The organism is Geminisphaera colitermitum TAV2 (genome assembly GCF_000171235.2).
GTDB classification, from domain to species: domain Bacteria; phylum Verrucomicrobiota; class Verrucomicrobiia; order Opitutales; family Opitutaceae; genus Geminisphaera; species Geminisphaera colitermitum.
The window spans coordinates 25,354-42,615 of record NZ_ABEA03000040.1 but is presented as its reverse complement, the minus strand read 5'-3'; the positions used below and the strand labels follow the sequence as shown (position 1 = coordinate 42,615).

The following is a 17,262-nucleotide window of genomic DNA, read 5'->3' as shown; positions in this document are numbered from 1 at the left end:
CCCCCCCCGCGCACTCCCGCATGAACTCTTCTCGTAAAAAAAACGTTTCACTCCAGCAACCTGATTTCCGCCGGAATGTCCCCCCAGTGGCATCCGGCTTCACGCTGATCGAATTGCTCATGGTGATCGCCATCACTGGCATTCTGGCGGCGATTCTTGTTCCAGCCATCAGCCGCGTGCGCCAGTCCGCCCGCTCGGCGCAGGGCCTGAGCAACCTGCGCCAGACCGGCATGGCTATCACGCTCACACCTGACGGTGCGACCGGCGGGGAAAGAGTTGTGCTCGATGACGGACGCAGCGCCATCAGCCTGTCGTCGGCGAGTGATCCAAACACCGGATACAAATGGCAACTGCCGGCCCCCCTCCCTCCTGGCTGGTGGGAAATGACAGTCGAGTTTGCCAAACGTCCCAAGGACTCCGCTCGCCTAAGATTCATTTTCGGCACTCAGCTCGCCCCGGTCTTTAATCTCACCAATGCGGAGGACATCGGACAGTTTCGCCTGCGCCTCTGGTGCGCAGCCCCGCTCGCCTCGCTCGAAGTACGTCCGCTCGCAGTGCGTCCGCAACGCCGCATGCCCGAGACCATCCGCGCCATCCACCGCGTGACCTTCACACCTATTGATGGACCTGTCGCATCCGCCCCGGTTGATGCCACCACCGATGCCACCACCGCGCCGCGCCTGCTCGGCTTCCTCGTGGAGACGACCACCTCCGCGTTGCCGCCCGGCCTGCCGCCCGGCAATTGGGAAATCAGCTCCGCCTTCCGTTTTCCCTCCGCCGCTCACGACACCCTTTCCGGTGCGATGATCCTCAGTGGCGCGGACGGCGAACGCATCACCGTGCCCATGTCCACCATGTCCCGGCGCGGGCGCGTGAACGTTTATCTTGATCAGGCCCCCGTGTCGCTTGAGTGGCCCGCTTCCGTTGCGGACAATGCCCCCCCTTCCACTGCCGCGCCCGGCGTCGGCCACATAAACCCTATGAACGTCAAAGGGGCGGTCTTGCAATCCGTGCCCCCCTACCAGCCCCGCCGTCCGTATGATCGCAAAAACACGCCGCTCACCATTGCCAGCCCGGACCGGCGGACGCTCGTCACACTCTCCTTTGCAACCAACGCCGGCGTATCCGATATTAAAAGACAAGTTGCCCTTCCCCTCCTGCCTTGTGGAGCGCAAACCGCGGTCGTCACCAGTTGGGACGATGGCGCGGTCAATGACCGACGCTGCGCCGCCGCGCTGGAGAAACATGGCTTCCGCGGGACATTTTTTGTGTTTGGAGGAATGTCCGGGCGAGCCGACGTTCTCGCCGAGTTGGAACGCCGCGGCATGGAAGTCGCCTCGCATTCGCTCAACCATCCGCACGCCCGGACCCTCGCCCCCGAGCAGTGGGCCGCGGAGTGCCTGCAAATGCGCCTGCGCCTGGAAGCCGCCCTCGGCCATCCCGTGATTTCATTCGCGTATCCCTTCAACCACGTCCCTGCCTACGACGCGCGCGGCGACTACGTGCTGCGCGGCGTGCGCGAGGCCGGCTACCTCTCCGGGCGCACCACGCGCACCGGCGGCGAAACCATCACCGGCTACGCCGAGCCGCTTGCCCTCGTCACCGACGCGCATTTCCTCACCTCGCCCGCCCGTCTCGAACAAGCCTGGCAGCGCGCCGTGTCGCAACCCGGCGGCGTATTCTATTTTTGGGGACACTCCTACGAAATCCGCACCGAGGCGGACTGGCAAAAATTCGACGCCTTCCTCGCCCGTTACGGACGCCAGCCCGGCGCCTGGTATGCGACGCAAGGCCAGTTGTTTCTCTGGCGCTGGCTGCGTGACAACGTCCGCATCGACAACATCACGGACGCACGCAACGGCCAGGTCCGCGTCACCCTGAGCTGGCCCGAACTCGACCGCTGGCTGGCAAAACAAGTGCCGCTCACCGTGCAGGTGCCCGCGGACGTGACACAGGTGACCGTTGAGGCAACTGGCACCGCTCCCCGGGAACTCCCGGCCTCCGACGGCCTCGTGACGTTGCCCGCCGATCTGCCCCAGTATCCTGTAACGTTATAACTGATGCGTCCCATCAGGTTATAATTTCGGGTATAGGAGGAAGAGTTTGATTCTGGCGTCTCGCCAATCAGTTGCTTGCTCGATTCGTCCATGCACACTACCGGAATGGTCAGGTCATATGCAGGCAGACCCACAAAGAAGCGGACCTACCTAGTTGAGATGTAGCCGTTGTCTTAACGGTAGGGAGGCCTCTCCGAGGCCTCCGAAACCACGCTCCAACCACCTATGAGTCTCGCTTCCTCACACCACGCTCACGGAGGCCTCGGAGAGGCCTCCCTACCAGTTAGGTGAATGGCTACAATTGAGTTGAGGGAGTCAGGGAAGAGAAGGAAGCGATAGAGTAGGCAGGGGATGTAGACAGGGCAGGGCGGTGGGCGCACCAGTGAGCGGAACAGGCCACTGGACGTTTGGGGTAAACGAGGTTCCTTTGCTGAAAAGTTATGACTCCCCCTTTTTCCCCCGCTATGAAAACGAAAGCCCCAAAATATCTGGCGCGACCTGAGCTAGCTCAGGTAACAGGACAAAGTCCTGTTAAGATCCCATCCCCGGCCTGTCCGGCTTCTTCCGCTTTCACCCTGATCGAATTGCTCACCGTCATCGCCATCATCGGCATACTGGCGGCGATCATCCTCCCCACCGTTGGCAAGGTCCGTCAGTCCGCCCGCTCCGCACAATGCTTGAGCAACCTGCGCCAGATCGGCATGGCGGTGACACTCTATGCCGTGGATGACAAAGATCAGTATCCCTACGGCTACATTAATATAAACAATGCGGATCGCCGTTGGTCGCATCAGATCAGTTCCTATCTGGCTTCGCGCTCCCTTACCGAAAAGAAACGCTCCAACGACGTCTTTTTTTGCCAGCAGGAATCCGTGAAGCCCAATGCATCCACGGCCACACGCACTAATTACAGTGCCAATCCGAGAGTCATGCCGCAGGAGAAAGCAGACGGATCAACCAAACGAGTTAAGGTCACTGGTGTGTTACGTCCCTCGCAGGTCATCATGGTGGCCGATGGTGCCGTAAACCCTGGCCCCAACAACCCCGGCGTGTGCGACTGGGGTTTCTACGATCAAACCGTTAATTCCAGCATCAATCTGGCCGAGACCGCCGTGAAAGATGAAGGGGATCAAGGCAACGCACACCTCAGCTGGCGGCACGGCGGCAAGGTGCAGGCTGTGTTTGTTGACGGACATGCGAAGGCTTTCGCCGTGGGCGAACTCCGTTACAAACACCTCGTGAACAATTACTGATTTGCCGTTGAATTCATCGTTCTCATTGCCCCCCCGCGCCCGCTCGCCTTCAGCGCACCTGTTCCCGCAACGTCCCCCCGTCCACCCACTGATTGTCGATTTGCAATGTTTGCGGGAACCTCGGCACGCCCCGTTCCTGACGATTCAACATCGCCACCAGAAAATCCACTGACGCTGCGCCCACCTCCATGTTGTTCTCCGCGAGGCCGCTCATGAGCAAGCCCTCCTCCGGCGGCTGCACCAGCACGGCCAGCCCGATATCCTCCGGCACGCGCCATCCGCACTGCCTCCGCAACGTCGGCAACAAGGCTCGCTCACCCATTGCGATTAACACATCCGGACTGTTCTTTTGGAGCCACGCCGTCAGTTCCCCCATGTCCGCCATCACATTCTCGAACAGGCGGGGCGGCACCCGATTCTTTGCCGGCAGTTGCAGTTGCTCGCGCAAGAACGACCCTGTCCAACGCCGCCCCGTGCGCTCGTCCATGTGCTTCGACAAAAACAACCCCGGCCTCTGGTAACCGCGCATCCGCAACTCCTGCATCAACGTCAGCATCCCCTGCGAATGGTGCGCTGTGATCGCGTGCAAGCGCGGCACCTTGACCGACTCACCCACGCGTACGGCGGAGAACGGGCTCCAGTCGATCGCCTCCAGCGTCACCTCCAGACGCGGCACCGGCCCCACGATCACGCCCGTGATGTTGCGCGCGTTGAGCATCGACGTCACCCGCACCATTTTTGCGTCTGTGCTCGGCAACGTCACCTCCTCCAGTTGAAACCCCAACTCGCGGGCCCGCCGCGCCGCCGACTCGAAATACAACCGGTAAGTCCGCACCCCTTTCCAATCCGACCGAGTCATGCTCGGATTGAGCCACGCGATCACCGAGTGAAACGCCGCCGGCCTGCGTCCCGTGCGGTAGGCTGCGAGTGCGCGCAACATCGGGTCCGGCACATAGCCCATCTGGGCGGCCAGCGCGCGCAACTCCTCCGCCTTTGCCTTCGACACATCCGGGTGTCCGCGCAAGGCCCGGCTGAGCGTTGTGTGATGCACGCCTGCGGCTGCGGCGACCTGACGGAGCGTGGGCGGTGGTATCGGGGAGGACATGACAGAATCCGCGCAATTACCGCGGAGAACAAGATGACTGAGGCGATTGCGTGTCGCGGGCAAAATACCGTTCCAGCGCGGACACCAGCGGACGGAGATCGTGTTGAGTGACACTCCAGACGATCCGAAAATCAATTGCCCCGTAATCGTGCGCGATCCGGTTGCGCAACCCACGGATTTCCCTGAATGGGACATCAGGCAACAACGCCTCAATCTCAGGAGGAATCCGGTGTGCTGATTCACCGATCACGCTCAGACGCAATGAAACAGCGTCACGTTTCTCGCTGTTCTCCCAAAACTCATCGAACGACACGCCCTCCACATACCGCAGGATCAACCGCGCGGCCTCCAGCATGTCGTGCAAATACGTGTCAACCTTGTCGTTTCTCGTTGGCATCGTAGAGAGGGCGGGCGTCTGACAAAATGGATTCGCGGCGAAAGGGATTCGTCATCTCCTCCACCGAACTCCGTGAAAGCAGGTGAACAGGCGCGCCCAATTCGCGGGACATCTCCTGCTCCATGACGAAAAAATGCAGGCCGGGATTTTCAGAAAACGTCGCCAGCAAATCCACATCGCTGCCGCTTCGCGCCTCATTGCGCGCCACCGAACCAAACAGTTCCAGCCTCAAAATTCCGTGCGTCTGACAATAGGGAACCAGCCGCCGTCTGATCTCCGACACCTGCAACACCGGCGCGCTCAGTCTCTTTCCCCGGACGCGGGACTGGGATCGGGTTTGGGATGGCGATAAACGCATGACGGACGCGGTGTTCACGGCGAATCGGATAAACAGACAAAACACTCCCTCGTTGTTGCCCCGAGTCAACCGTCCAAAGTTCTTCCGTCCCCGCCGCCGCCGCCCCCCCCCCCCCCCTCCCTGTTAGCCTTGGAGTGCGGCGATTCATCGCCGCTATGATGGGCCGTTTTAACGGCCCGCCCACTCCCCCCATGAGGCGACGCGATAAATCGCATCGCCCAAAGCGGTGATGAATCACCGCACTCCCAAGAAAAACGCACCTTCGCCTCTTCAATCGAAGACATCACGAAACCGTGCCATTATTTTCCGCACCAGTGAGCGGAGACGCGCGGTGGACGTCCCATCGTGCGCTGCTACGGTTTGATGCGATTTCTCTCTCCGGGCGACGTTGCCCCGAGGCAAAACCAAAAACACTCCCCGACAATCATACATCATGAAGACCACCATAAACACACCCTTCCGCCTGCATGACTTCTCTGTCCTGTCTCTGGTCATTTTCGGCACGATGCTCGCCTTCGCCGCCGTCACCGCCTCCGCTCAAAATACCCACATCTGGACCGGTGCCACCGATGGCAACTGGGCTACCGCCACCAATTGGACAGGCACCGATACGCCTCCCGGCACGGCGACCACCGACATTGCCCGCTTCAATGCCGACGTTATCAACAAGGCCGTCTCCATCGGCACGGACACGACCCTCGACAGCTTGGAGTTCGTCGCAGGCGCGGGCAGTTATACCTTCTCCGGCGCGATACTCACGCTAAACAGAATCAGCACCGGCGGCGCGACGATTTCCAACTCGTCGGGGAACCTCCAGACCTTTTCCACGAGGGTTAACTTTGCCGGCTCCGCCATGCTCAATGTGAGTGCTGGCAGTTCGCTCACGTTTGCATCCACTATCGGCAAGACCGTCGCGACCGGCGGCAACCTTACGGTCACAGGCGGTGGTGTCGTCAACTTTACCGGTTCGTTCAGCAATTTCACCTTGTTCACCAACTTGATCGCGTCAGGGGGAGCCACGATTAACTACGATACGGCGAGCCAGAATGGCGCTAACAACTATCAAGCCAACGGCGGTCGTATCAATCTCCATCGCGCCACGGGGGGATCGGGCATCAAGCTCCAGCTTCTTGGTAATGGCAGCGAAATCTACCTCTCGAAAGCCGCACTCACCGTGGGTGCCGCACTCACCTTTCGTGGTGACGGGGTGACCGGCAAGACCCTGACCTTCGGCGCGGATTTTGCCGGCACGGGCACCGCGACCCATAGTGGCTCGGTTCTCCTCAACGAGAACGGAGCAACCGCCAACCAAACCTACCGCCTCTATGCCGCCGCTGGCAATACCCTCGCTCTCAGCGGCATCATCAGCGACTCCAACGTTTCCGCCACCGGCACCAAGGTGCTGATCGACGGCGCCGGCATCGTCCGCTTCTCCGGCTCCGGACCCAACACCAGCGTGACTCCCATCGCGATCGACGGCACGCTCGTGCTCGCCAAGACTGCGGGCACCGACGCCATCGGTGGCGGCTCCGTCACCGTCAACACGACCGGCACCCTCCGCCTCGCCGCCTCCAACCAGATTGCCGACGCCACCGCGCTCGCCTTCGCCGGCGGCGTGTTCGAGGCGGGCGCATTCACCGAGACGCTCGGTGCGCTCACCGTCGGCGCGGCCGGCGGCACGATCGACTTCGACGGGAAAGCCGGCTCCCTCACCTTCGCCAGCCTCTCCTCCATCACCGGCACACTCACCGTTACCGGTTGGAGCGACGACGCCTCCATCTTCTTCACCAATGGTTCCGGCTGGGACACCACCGCCCTCTCCCGCGTGGTCTTCTCCGGCTATGGTGCGGCGCAGTTCGACAGCGCCACCGGCGAACTCTACGCCGCCGCCATTCCGGAGCCCTCCGCCATCGCGGCCCTTGCGGCTTCTCTGGCGTTCGCACTCGGCCTTGTCCTCCGCCGCCGCACGCGCTAAACCCGGCTTAATTGATCCCATGATCTTCCCCCGCCTCCTCCTCGCGGCGACGGCAGGCCTGCTCGCCTGCCTCGCCACCGCCTCCCCCCCCCCCCGCCAACCCGCCCAACCCGCGCCGCAGCCGCAGCTCAATGCCGACGAACCAGACGCCGCGAATGCCACCGTGCGGGCGGAAATCGCCGTGATCGAAGAGACCTCCGAACCCGGCGAGGCCACAGTCACGATCAACTGGAGCAAAACCAGCGAACGCGTTTCCCCCCTCCTGTATTCGCTCAACGGCCTTCGACGCCAGCCCGACCCCGCGTGGAACGCCGGCATGGCCTTCATGAAGCCGCCGCTCCTCCGCCACCACAGTTCCTCCCTCGCGCGCTCCTGGTTCATCGACACCCCAACGGGCGTCACTTGGGATTACGCGAAAGTGCGCGCCTTCGTTGAGGCGAGCCGCCCCCCCCCCGGCACGCTTCGCATGCACAACGTCAACATCTGGCCCGTTTCCTACGACGCCGACCAGGACGGTCGCCTCGACCCCGACCGCGTTGACGACTTTGCCCGCCTCTACGCCGACCTCGTTCGCTTCGTGAACATCGAGATGAAGGCAGGCATCCGCTATTGGGAAATCACCAACGAGAAAGACATGCCCTACTGGCGCAAACCCCGCAAAGAAAACAAGCCCGACGTCGCCGCTCTCGCCCGCATCCACAACACGACTGCCGCCGCCATCCGCGCCGTCGATCCCACCGTCAAAATCGGTGGCCCCGCCGCTTGCAGTCCCCTGCCCAAGGGACCGCTGGTCGAGTTCGCCCGGCTCACCCGCGACAACCTCGATTTCTTCTCCTTCCACCACTACGCCACCGGCAACAGCAACGAACCCGACCAGACCATCTACGAAAAAGCCTTCGTCATGGCCGACGACGCCAGAAATCTCATCCGCCGGATCGACGCCGTGATGCAGGGCAAGGTCATCGAATATCACCTCAACGAATTCAACATTTGCTATAGCTGGCGTGTGCCCGAACTGCGCATGCGCGACCACAAAGGCGCGGTTTTCGATGCCCTTTCCCTCATCGCCTACACACGCGTCCCCGGCCTCACCGCCACCAACGCCTGGGCCGCCATGGACCGCGTCTATGGCAAGATGGACCAGCGGGGCAACCTCCGCCCCGGCGCCTACGTGTATCATTATTTCAATACACTCCTTTCCGGACGCCCCGCCGCCGCCACCTCGAGCGCGGACAAAGCCGTGGTGCCCTTCGCCATCGCCGACGGACACGAAGGCCGCCCCGCCTTCGTGCTGGTCAATCGCACCAATGGAAAACAAACCGTCACGCTCACCGAATCGCCCGAGCGGACCGGCTCTAGTTCTTGGCAGGTTGCCGTCATCGACGCTGGCGGTCCCCACCCCGCCGCTCCCGCCTCGCCCTTCTCTGCTCCCGTCACGCTCGCTCCGCACAGCGTGAATTTCTATTGGCTGGACTGACGCCGCTCCCTGCTCATGACACGTTTTTCGTTCCCCTGTAACACGGTCGCGTTCGTCGGCCTTTGCCTCCTGACCTCGGTCCTGCGCGCCGCCGCTCCCGCCGTCGCGTCGCAGCCGCAGCTCAATCCCGACGAGCCCGACGCCGCCAACGCCACCGTGCGTGCGAAAGTCGCCGTGATTGAGGAAACCTCCGAACCCGGCGAGGCCACGGTCTCGATCGACTGGAACCGCATCGGCGAACGCGTCCCCCCGCTCCTGTATTCAATGAACGGTTACAAACGCCGTGACGACGATCGCCCTTGGGCGGCTGGCATCGCCCTCATGAAGCCGCCGCTCCTCCGCCACCACAGCTCCTCCCTCGCTCGTTACTTGTTCGACGAATCCACCGGCACTTGGGATTACGCAAAAGTCCGCGCCACCTTCGAGGCAAGCCGTCCCCCCCCCGGCACGCTTCGCATGCACAACGTCAACATCTGGCCCGCCTCCTACGACGCCGACGGAGACGGACGCCTCGACCCCGACCGCGTTGATGACTTTGCCCGCCTCTACGCCGACCTCGTTCGATTCGTGAATATCGAGATGAAGGTCGGCATCCACTATTGGGAAATCACCAACGAGAAGGACATGCCCTATTGGCGCAAACCCCGCAACGGCAACAAGCCCGACGTCGCTGCTCTCGCCCGCATCCACAACACGACTGCCGCTGCAATCCGTGCCGTCGATCCTACTGTCAAAGTCGGCGGCCCCGCTGCCTGCAGCCCCTTGCCTATGGAACCGCTGGTCGAGTTCGCCCGGCTCACCCGCGACAATCTCGATTTCTTTTCCTTCCACCACTACGCCACCGGCAACAGCAGCGATCCCGACCAAGTCATTTACGAAAAAGCGCTCGTCATGGCCGACGACGCCGGGGAACTCATTCGCCGCCTGCACGCCGCGCTCCCCGGCAAGGACTTCGAAGTTCACCTCAACGAATTCAACATCTGCTACAGCTGGCGCAAACCCGAGCCCCGCATGATCAATCACAAAGGCGCGGTCTTCGACGCCCTCTCCCTCATCGCCTACACACGAGTCCCCGGCCTCACTGCCACCAACGCTTGGAATTCCATGGAACCCTTCTATGGCAAGATGGACGCCTTGGGTAACCTCCGCCCCGGTGCCTACGTGTATCATTATTTCAATACACTTCTTTCCGGTCGCCCCGCCGCCGCCACCTCAAGCGCGGACAAAGCCGTGGTGCCCTTCGCCATTGCCGACGGCAACGAAGGCCGCCCCGCCTTCGTGTTGGTCAACCGCACCAATGGAAAACAAACCGTCACGCTCACCGAGTCGCCTGCGCGGACTGGCTCTGGCTCTTGGCAAGTCGCCGTCATCGACGCCGGCGGTCCCCGCCCCGCTGCTCCCGCCACTCCCGCTCCCGCCTCGCCCTTCTCCGCTCCCGTTACGCTCGCTCCGCACAGCGTGAATTTTTATTGGCTCAATTAACGCATCCATTCCTCTCCACCTGAAAACCAACCCAACTCTTGCCATGTCCCCCATCCGTATTCTATTTTCCATTACGAGTTTTCTAGCCATTGCTTTGTGCGGAACCGCAAGCGCCCAGGCCATTGAACCCCCTTCGGTGCCGGACAAAGACACCACGGCTGTTTTCGGCGCGGCAGTTATCGACAAGGCTCCTGTCATTCGGGAGGACCCGACGGCCATCACGGGTCGCTATGTCGGAGTCACCAAAGCTTACCAAGTCTTGGCCCGCGCCGCCGTTCCATCCGGTGGCAACACGCTGCATGTGTGGATACGTTATCGGGGACTGGCGATTCAGATGAAAACCAAGCCGGACGGCGCCGCCAAAATGACGGAGTTCCCTTGGAACTGGACCCGCAATCCCTCCGCATTCGCGTGGCGCAAGGCAGGAACATTTGAACGCTCCCAACTCGGCTCCACCGTGATCTTTCAATGCGACACCAAGTTCGATGAAAAGAGTGGCCTTGATGCCATTGTCATCACGACCGACGCAGCTTGGACTCCGCCCGGCGTCCCGTCCTCCTCCCCCCCCCCCCGCGCTGCCGCCACCAAAACTGACCTCACCACAGACGCACCCGATGCCGCCGCCGCGGTTGCACGCGCCACTGGCGCGACGCTCGCGCCCGAATCCACCGACCCCGGCGAAGCCACCGTCAGCATCGACTGGAACAAGAGGCGCGGACCCGTGGAACCGCGCCTTTTTTCGCTCAACAATTTCCGAGCCAGCAGCCTCGCCGCCCAATCCGATCCCCGCTGGCACGACGGCATGGCTTACATGGCCCCCCGACTCTTGCGTCTTCACAACGCCGGACTCGTCCGCACCTGGTACGACCCCGCCACCGACGATTGGAAATACGAACAAATCGCCGCCTCACTCCGCGCAGGTGTGCCGCCGCCCGGCACCGATCGCATGATCAACATCAACTCCTGGCCCGCCGACTACGACACCGACCAAGACCGACGCCTCGACTCCGACAAAATTGACCGTTTCGCCCGCCTCTGCGCCGACCTCGTGCGCTTCGTCAACATCGACCAAAAATTCGCCGTTCGCTATTGGGAAGTAACCAACGAAAGAGACTTCGCCTACTGGCGCAAACCAGCGGAGGGCAAGCAACCCGACGTCGCTGCCCTTGCCACCCTCTACAACGCCGCCGCTGCCGCCATGCGCGCCGTGGACCCCACCATCAAAATCGGCGGTCCCGCCGCCTGCAATCCGCTCCCCACCGAACCCCTTGTCAAATTCGCCCGCCTCGCTGCCGACCAACTCGATTTCCTCTCCTTTCACCACTACGCCTCTGGCAACGCGGACGATCCCGACCAAGTCATCTATGACAAAACCACAGTCATGGCAGAGGACACCGCCGACGTGATTCGCCGCCTCAAAAAAATCCTCCCCGCCCGTTTTCCATCGAACGGAAAAGCTCCCGCTCGTCCCTTGGAAATCCATCTCAACGAATACAACATCTGTTACAACTGGCGTATCAAGGACACTCGCATGACCGACCACAAAGGTGCCGTGTTTGACGCCCTTGCGATGATCGCCTTTGCGCAAGTCGCCGACATGACTGCGGCCAACGCATGGAATGATCGCGATGGCGTGTACGGCAAGATGGACAACCAATCCCGCCTTCGTCCCGCCGCCCACGTGTATCATTATTTCAATACACTCCTCACCGGCACCATCGTCGCCACCGAGACAAGCGCCCCCCGTGCCGTCGTTTCATTCGCCACGCGTAACGACGCTTCGGATACAAAAACAACAAACCCTCCACGCACCCTCATCCTCGTCAACCGCACCGCCGCTGTGCAAACCGTGACACTCCAGCAAGCCCACTCGCCCTCGGCAGTGCCTCCCGCAGTCTGGCAAAATGCCACGATCAACGAAGCCGGCCATTACGCCGCCCGTCCTGCCGATTTAACGCGTCCCCTGCGTCTGGAACCGCACTCGGTCAACGTGTATTGGCAGTGACCTCAACCGCGTCGTTGTCTTAACGGTAGGGAGGCCTCTCCGAGTCCTCCGTAACCACGCTCCAACTACCTATGGGAACTTCTAAAAATTACACAGAGGAGGCACAGAGTTTGGGGAGGCCTGTCCGGTGGAAGGACATTTTTCTCGCGAATGAATGTGGTTCTTCGACGTTTTCAGTGGAAACTCGATAAGTTGATATAACGGGAGTTGGCGCGGTAGCGCCCGTAGCGCAGGCATCTTGCCTGCCATCGAGTCGATGGCGCGAAGCGCTGCTTCCCAAAACTAAACGCAGCAAATGTCACCGCGCTTCGCGCAATCTATTTGGATTGCAGGCAAGATGCCTGCGCTACGGGCGCTGCCGCGCCACCTCTCGTCTATCCACCGAAAACGTCGAAGAACCATGAATGTCTCTGTAATTCATTTATTATAAATAAAATAATATTTTTACGAAAAAAGGAGCAAAGTCGTTTTGTCCTCCCTAAACTCTGTGCCTTCTCTGTGACCTCTGTGTAATTTCTGATTTTTAGAACCACCCCTATGAGTTTCGTTACCCAAAAACCACGCACGGCGGAGGCCTCGGACGGAGCGCAGCAGCGCGCAGATGGCATCGCCGAAGGCGATGGCCCGAAGGGCTGCCCTCGGCAGAGGGCACAAAGGCCTCCCTACCAGATAGGTATGACTACCGATTTTTTGAAAATGCTCTGGAGATTCACAATGCATTGGTAATCGGTGTTCATCTGTGAAATCCGTGGTTTCAACTACGGTTTTTAGATTTATCTGCGACCTTTCGCGGTTGGTCTTGGCTGAACAGCATTGACGCCACGCCAGCAAAGCCAGACCGATGGCAGTCATGCCCCGGCGAGCAACCAGACAGTCCTCCTCCCCCCCCCCCCCCCCGGGGGGGGCAAACGCTAATTCGCTGGCTGTGAATCGCGCGTCACTGGCTGCGCTCGTCGCACAAAAAATTTCCGACGAACTCCAGTGCGGACGCTGGACGAAACAGCTCCCAGGCGAACGCCAGCTCGCAACCCTTTTTCAAGTCAGCCGTCCCACGCTTCGCGCCGCACTCGCCGAACTCGAAAAACAAGGCCGCCTGCGCACCGCGCACGGCTTGCGACGCGAAATCGTGACGCGTCCCGCTCGCCGTTCACATTCCAGCACCACTGCGAGACAACCTGTTGTCGTGATGATTTCGCCACGACCCGTGGAAAAAATCGACCCCTTCGTCGTGCTGCAACTGGAGAGCTTGCGCGAGCTGCTCGCCCGACGCGGCATGACATTTTCCATCGAAGTCCGTCCCTCATGTTACGCGCAGGATGTCGCTAGTGCGCTCGCGCGTCTCACTGCCGAAGTCGCTGCGGACGTGTGGCTGCTGTGGTCATCCACGCGGACAATACAAGAATGGTTCCTCGCGCAAAAACTTCCCCACATCGTTTTTGGTTCCGCCTACCACGCCGAGGCCAGTCTCTCGGTCGATCTCGACAACCACGCCACCGCACGTCACGCCGCGCACACCTTGCGCCGACTTGGACACCGCCGCATCGCGCTCCTCATGCCTCGCCTTGGCCTCGCCGGTGATAGCATGACCGAAGACGGTTTTCGCGCAGGATCAATGAATGCCAATGCAAGTGGCTCCTTCTCTCCTCCCCCCCCCCCCCCTCCCGCCGCCGCTGTCGTCGCGCAACACGAGCAAGCGTCGGTGCAAGTTGATATCATCCGCCACGACAGCACGCCTGATGGCATTCGCGCCAGCGTGGATCACTTGCTTGCGCTAGAACCGCGACCGACCGGCATTTTTTCATGTCGCGGCCTGCACACGGTTGCGGTCCTGACCTACTTGCACAGCCGCGGGCTGCGCATCCCGCAGGATATTTCTCTCATCAGCCGCGATGAAGATGCGGCGCTCGATTTTGTGACGCCCGCACCTGCCCGCTACCATCGTTCTCCGGACAAATTGGCGAGGGCGGTTTTCCGGCTCATTCTTGCCAGCCTTTCCGGTCGCAAAATCACGCGCACAACCGTGAGAATTTTCCCTGAGTTCCACCCCCACGCCAGCCTCGGACCTCCACCGTGAAATTTCCCGCAACGGCGCAACGATTTTGATGTGAGAGGGAAAGGCCGATCAGCCAAACAATCGCTCAAAATTTTCGCGGACCTGCGCAGCGAGTTTTTCGAGCGGAATGCCGAGCAGGGCGGCGAGGCCGGCGTAGGTGGCTTCGATGTTGGCGGGGTGGTTGACCGGAGTGCCATCGGCGGCATGGGGGAGTTTGTGCGTGCGCCACAAGACCGGCATCGGCATGGCCGGAGCGTCGGTTTCGATGAGGAGGCGATCGAATGGCACGGACTTGAAGACGGCGCGCTGGCGTTCCTTGCGCGGATCGAGAAAAGAGCCGTTGAACGAAAAATATGCGCCGCGGTCGGCGAAAGTTTTGATCATCTCGGCGGGGCCGCCGTAGGCGTGGAGCAGGAAGCCGCACGCAGGCAGGGCAACGTGGCGCAGCACGCCTTCGAGCGCACCCCAGGCTTGCAGACAGTGGATCGTGACGGGGCGATTTTGTTCACAATCGCAGGCGAGAGCGAGTTGCTTGAGCATGACCTCGCCCTGCTCGGCAAGCGGCGCGCGGCGCAGTCCGGCAAGGCGGGGATCGTCGGGACGGGCGCTGTCGAGTATCCAGCGGTCAATGCCGATCTCGCCCACGACGGCGCGCGGGTCGGCGTCGAGAAAGGTTTTGAGCGTGCGAAACCAGTCCGGCGAACGGTTGCCCGCGTGCCACGGGTGCAGACCGTAACTGGGACGCACCCAAGGGTAACGGCGGGCGAGTGCGGCGACGCGGGGCCAGTCGGCTTCGCAGGTGCCGTTGACGACGGCACAGCCGAGCGGCAGGGCTGCGAGCGCAGTCTCAATGCGGTCGAGGTGCGGAGCAAGCCAGTCGTCCTGCAGGTGATTGTGCGCGTCGTAATACATAAAGTAGATTGTGGACAGTGAACGGCACGCCGTGAACACTGTTCTCTGATTTTACCGTTTATTCCGCATGAACCCTCTCTCCTCTTGTTTTGCACGCTGGGATGCCGGCGTTCTCACCATTGGCAATGCTCTCTTCACCGAGAGCTGGCAGTCCGAAAACGACGGACGCTTGCGCCTGTTGTCGTTCCAGCGCAAGGGCGCGACCGGGGAGGGGGGGGGGGGGGGGTGGATTGCACCGGCGAAGGTGTCAGAAAAAACGGATACACCGGATGCACCGAATGCTGCGACCTCGTCGTGGCGGGCGCAATTTACATCCGCGCCGGGGCGAGTCTGTGCGTGTGAGACGGAGGCGTTGCTGGCCGGGCTGCGCTTGGAAAACTCCGATGCGAATGCGTGGCGGAGTTATCAATTCCAGATATTCCCAAACGTGGCGGGTGCGGTGATGCAGGTGTCTTCCTCGGAAGCACAGACAAAGGCCGAGGAGGCATCGTCGGTCGCAGAACCCAAGGCGGATGGCATCGAGGCCGATGGTGTCGCTTCGCACAAAGGCGCAGGCACGGAGGCGGGGAATCTGACGCCGGTGGCTTTGCGTTCTTCGCATGTGTTGGTGCGCGATGTGCAGTTCATGGACCAGACGGATCATTACTCCAATTTCACCGCCGTGCGCGAATGGATGATGCATCCATCGGAACGTCCGCTCGCGCTGAAAACCAATCTTGTGCTCGTCGAAGATCCTGCAACGGACATGGGCGCGGGCGCGGAAGGTTTTTGCTGGGTATTGCTCGCGCCACTACGCCATGTGCGCGATGCCTGGAGCGCGGCGGCGGATTTCTCGTTTGCATTTCACAACGGCGCGCTGACCGCGTCGGCATTTCCCGGTGGATACGCGCTGGCCCGGGTGGCGTATGCGGGCGGACAGGCGGGGGCAACGGCGGCGTTGCACGAGTTCCAGCGGGCTTTGCACGAGTGGATTCCCGGGCGCGATGGTATTCTGTTGTCCAATACATGGGGCGACCGTGGGCGGGGCGATCGGATCAGCGAGGCATTTATGTTGGAGGAAATCGCGGCGGCGCGGGCGCTGGGCGTCGAGGTCGTGCAGTTGGACGATGGCTGGGAAAAGGGTGCGACGTCCAACACCGCCGCGCAACGCAATCAGGGTGTGTGGAATGGTTTTTGGGCGGCAGACCCGGAGTTTTGGAAACCGCATCCGGTGCGCTTTCCGCGCGGTCTGGAGCCGGTGATACAGGCGGCGCGAGAGGCGGGTGTGCGCATCGGGTTGTGGTACGCGCCGGATTCGTCGAACAACATGAAGAACTGGGAGCGCGATGCCGCGCAGATTTTGTATCTGTGGCGGACGCATGGCGTGGAGCACTTCAAACTCGACGCCATGAAACTGCATTCGCGCGAGAGCGAGGAGCGGATGAACGCGTTTTGCGAGCGCGTGCAGCAGGAGAGCGGCGGGCGCATCTTGTTTGATTTCGACGCGACGGCGGAGCATCGCACCACTTACTGGGGGCGCGTTCCGGGCGGGACTTTGTTCTTGGAAAACCGATACACGGATTGGGGCAATTATCATCCGCACCAGACGCTGCGTGCGGTGTGGAGTTTGTCGTCGTGGGTGTTGCCGTCGCGCCTGCGGTTGGAGTTTCTCAACCCGTCGCGCAACGTGGAGCGTTACGGCGACGATCCGCTGCGTCCGTCGGCGTATCCGGCGGAGTATCTTTTCGCGGTCACGATGGTGGCGTCGCCGCTGGCGTGGTTTGAAAATTCAAAAATCCCCGCTGACGTCGTGCGTGCGTGGGCGCCGTTGATCGCGGTGTGGAAGGAGCATCGTGAGGCGTTCCACCACGGCCAGGTGCTGCCTGTGGGGGCGGCGCCCAATGGGTTTTCGTGGACGGGTTTCGTGTCGTGGTGCGACGGACCCGCTCTCGCGCAAGGCGACGGCGGCGACTGGCTTTATGCGCTCGTGTTCCGCGAACTCGCTCCCGCCGACGAGGCGCGGATTGCATTGCCCGCGACATTGCCCGCATGGAAAACAGTCGCCGCGCCCGAAACGCTGGCAGGGCAGGGGAGCGCGGAGCTCGCGGGTGCCGATCAGGACGAAGGCCGATGCGGCAGACGCGCGCTGGTGGTGCGCATCGCGGACAAACAGCGGTTCGTCCTCGTGCGCTGGCGTGTGGCGTTGTGA

The 17,262-nt window shown here is 61.6% G+C and carries 12 protein-coding genes; 8 read left to right on the top strand and 4 right to left on the bottom strand.

Going from position 1 to position 17,262, the window contains the following annotated elements; genetic code table 11:
- Window positions 1-20: 20 nt before the first annotated feature.
- Both OBACDRAFT_RS31040 and OBACDRAFT_RS04290 read left to right on the top strand, forming a co-directional pair.
- Window positions 21-2,057, top strand: a complete 2,037-nt coding sequence (locus OBACDRAFT_RS31040) for a polysaccharide deacetylase family protein (protein WP_052361114.1) — start codon at window positions 21-23, stop codon at window positions 2,055-2,057.
- Between the two features lie 464 nt (window positions 2,058-2,521).
- A complete protein-coding gene (locus OBACDRAFT_RS04290; protein ID WP_081721815.1) occupies window positions 2,522-3,310 on the top strand; it encodes a type II secretion system protein in 789 nt (262 codons plus the stop codon).
- 49 nt (window positions 3,311-3,359) lie between these two features.
- On the opposite strand, the gene OBACDRAFT_RS04285 is transcribed toward OBACDRAFT_RS04290, so the two are convergent.
- Genes OBACDRAFT_RS04285 through OBACDRAFT_RS26195 form a run of 3 tightly spaced genes read right to left on the bottom strand, consistent with a single transcriptional unit; the run spans window position 3,360 to window position 5,188 of the window.
- Window positions 3,360-4,415, bottom strand: coding sequence for a LacI family DNA-binding transcriptional regulator (locus OBACDRAFT_RS04285; RefSeq protein ID WP_043583075.1), 1,056 nt, complete (start codon window positions 4,413-4,415; stop codon window positions 3,360-3,362).
- 16 nt (window positions 4,416-4,431) lie between these two features.
- A complete protein-coding gene (locus OBACDRAFT_RS04280; protein WP_052361107.1) occupies window positions 4,432-4,770 on the bottom strand; it encodes a HepT-like ribonuclease domain-containing protein in 339 nt (112 codons plus the stop codon).
- Window positions 4,771-4,786: 16 nt separating this feature from the next.
- A complete protein-coding gene (locus tag OBACDRAFT_RS26195) occupies window positions 4,787-5,188 on the bottom strand; it encodes a nucleotidyltransferase family protein (RefSeq protein WP_157836917.1) in 402 nt (133 codons plus the stop codon).
- Window positions 5,189-5,603: 415 nt separating this feature from the next.
- Between OBACDRAFT_RS26195 and OBACDRAFT_RS04270 the strand changes: the two genes are divergently transcribed.
- The 5 genes from OBACDRAFT_RS04270 (at window position 5,604) to OBACDRAFT_RS04245 (ending at window position 14,183) form a co-directional block, all read left to right on the top strand.
- Window positions 5,604-7,145, top strand: a complete 1,542-nt coding sequence (locus tag OBACDRAFT_RS04270) for a beta strand repeat-containing protein (protein WP_232766632.1) — start codon at window positions 5,604-5,606, stop codon at window positions 7,143-7,145.
- 19 nt (window positions 7,146-7,164) lie between these two features.
- The gene (locus tag OBACDRAFT_RS04265; RefSeq protein ID WP_232766631.1) at window positions 7,165-8,622 is read left to right on the top strand and encodes a GH39 family glycosyl hydrolase; all 1,458 of its coding nucleotides are present in this window, start codon (window positions 7,165-7,167) and stop codon (window positions 8,620-8,622) included.
- Window positions 8,623-8,637: 15 nt separating this feature from the next.
- On the top strand, window positions 8,638-10,104 hold the full coding sequence (locus OBACDRAFT_RS04260; RefSeq protein ID WP_232766630.1) for a GH39 family glycosyl hydrolase: 1,467 nt from the start codon (window positions 8,638-8,640) through the stop codon (window positions 10,102-10,104).
- 43 nt (window positions 10,105-10,147) lie between these two features.
- A complete protein-coding gene (locus OBACDRAFT_RS04255; protein WP_043583073.1) occupies window positions 10,148-12,109 on the top strand; it encodes a GH39 family glycosyl hydrolase in 1,962 nt (653 codons plus the stop codon).
- Between the two features lie 925 nt (window positions 12,110-13,034).
- Window positions 13,035-14,183 carry a LacI family DNA-binding transcriptional regulator gene (locus OBACDRAFT_RS04245; protein WP_232766628.1) on the top strand — a complete coding sequence of 383 codons (1,149 nt, stop codon included), beginning with the start codon at window positions 13,035-13,037 and terminating at the stop codon, window positions 14,181-14,183.
- Window positions 14,184-14,231: 48 nt separating this feature from the next.
- Here the strand turns inward: OBACDRAFT_RS04245 and OBACDRAFT_RS04240 are convergent, their stop codons facing one another.
- Window positions 14,232-15,074 carry a TatD family hydrolase gene (locus OBACDRAFT_RS04240; RefSeq protein WP_043583071.1) on the bottom strand — a complete coding sequence of 281 codons (843 nt, stop codon included), beginning with the start codon at window positions 15,072-15,074 and terminating at the stop codon, window positions 14,232-14,234.
- Between the two features lie 67 nt (window positions 15,075-15,141).
- Here OBACDRAFT_RS04240 and OBACDRAFT_RS24955 point away from each other — a divergent pair, with 67 nt between their 5' ends.
- Window positions 15,142-17,262 (top strand): alpha-galactosidase, encoded by a 2,121-nt coding sequence (locus OBACDRAFT_RS24955; protein WP_052361100.1) that lies wholly within the window; start codon window positions 15,142-15,144, stop codon window positions 17,260-17,262.

Excerpts from the sequence above, each read along its gene's own strand:
- OBACDRAFT_RS04260 (WP_232766630.1), top strand. The coding sequence starts at position 8,638 with ATGACACGTTTTTCGTTCCCCTGTAACACGGTCGCGTTCGTCGGCCTT.
- OBACDRAFT_RS24955 (WP_052361100.1), top strand. The coding sequence starts at position 15,142 with ATGAACCCTCTCTCCTCTTGTTTTGCACGCTGGGATGCCGGCGTTCTC.
- OBACDRAFT_RS04280 (WP_052361107.1), bottom strand. The coding sequence starts at position 4,770 with ATGCTGGAGGCCGCGCGGTTGATCCTGCGGTATGTGGAGGGCGTGTCG.
- OBACDRAFT_RS04290 (WP_081721815.1), top strand. The coding sequence starts at position 2,522 with ATGAAAACGAAAGCCCCAAAATATCTGGCGCGACCTGAGCTAGCTCAG.
- OBACDRAFT_RS04270 (WP_232766632.1), top strand. The coding sequence starts at position 5,604 with ATGAAGACCACCATAAACACACCCTTCCGCCTGCATGACTTCTCTGTC.
- OBACDRAFT_RS31040 (WP_052361114.1), top strand. The coding sequence starts at position 21 with ATGAACTCTTCTCGTAAAAAAAACGTTTCACTCCAGCAACCTGATTTC.
- OBACDRAFT_RS04240 (WP_043583071.1), bottom strand. The coding sequence starts at position 15,074 with ATGTATTACGACGCGCACAATCACCTGCAGGACGACTGGCTTGCTCCG.
- OBACDRAFT_RS04255 (WP_043583073.1), top strand. The coding sequence starts at position 10,148 with ATGTCCCCCATCCGTATTCTATTTTCCATTACGAGTTTTCTAGCCATT.
- OBACDRAFT_RS04285 (WP_043583075.1), bottom strand. The coding sequence starts at position 4,415 with ATGTCCTCCCCGATACCACCGCCCACGCTCCGTCAGGTCGCCGCAGCC.
- OBACDRAFT_RS04265 (WP_232766631.1), top strand. The coding sequence starts at position 7,165 with ATGATCTTCCCCCGCCTCCTCCTCGCGGCGACGGCAGGCCTGCTCGCC.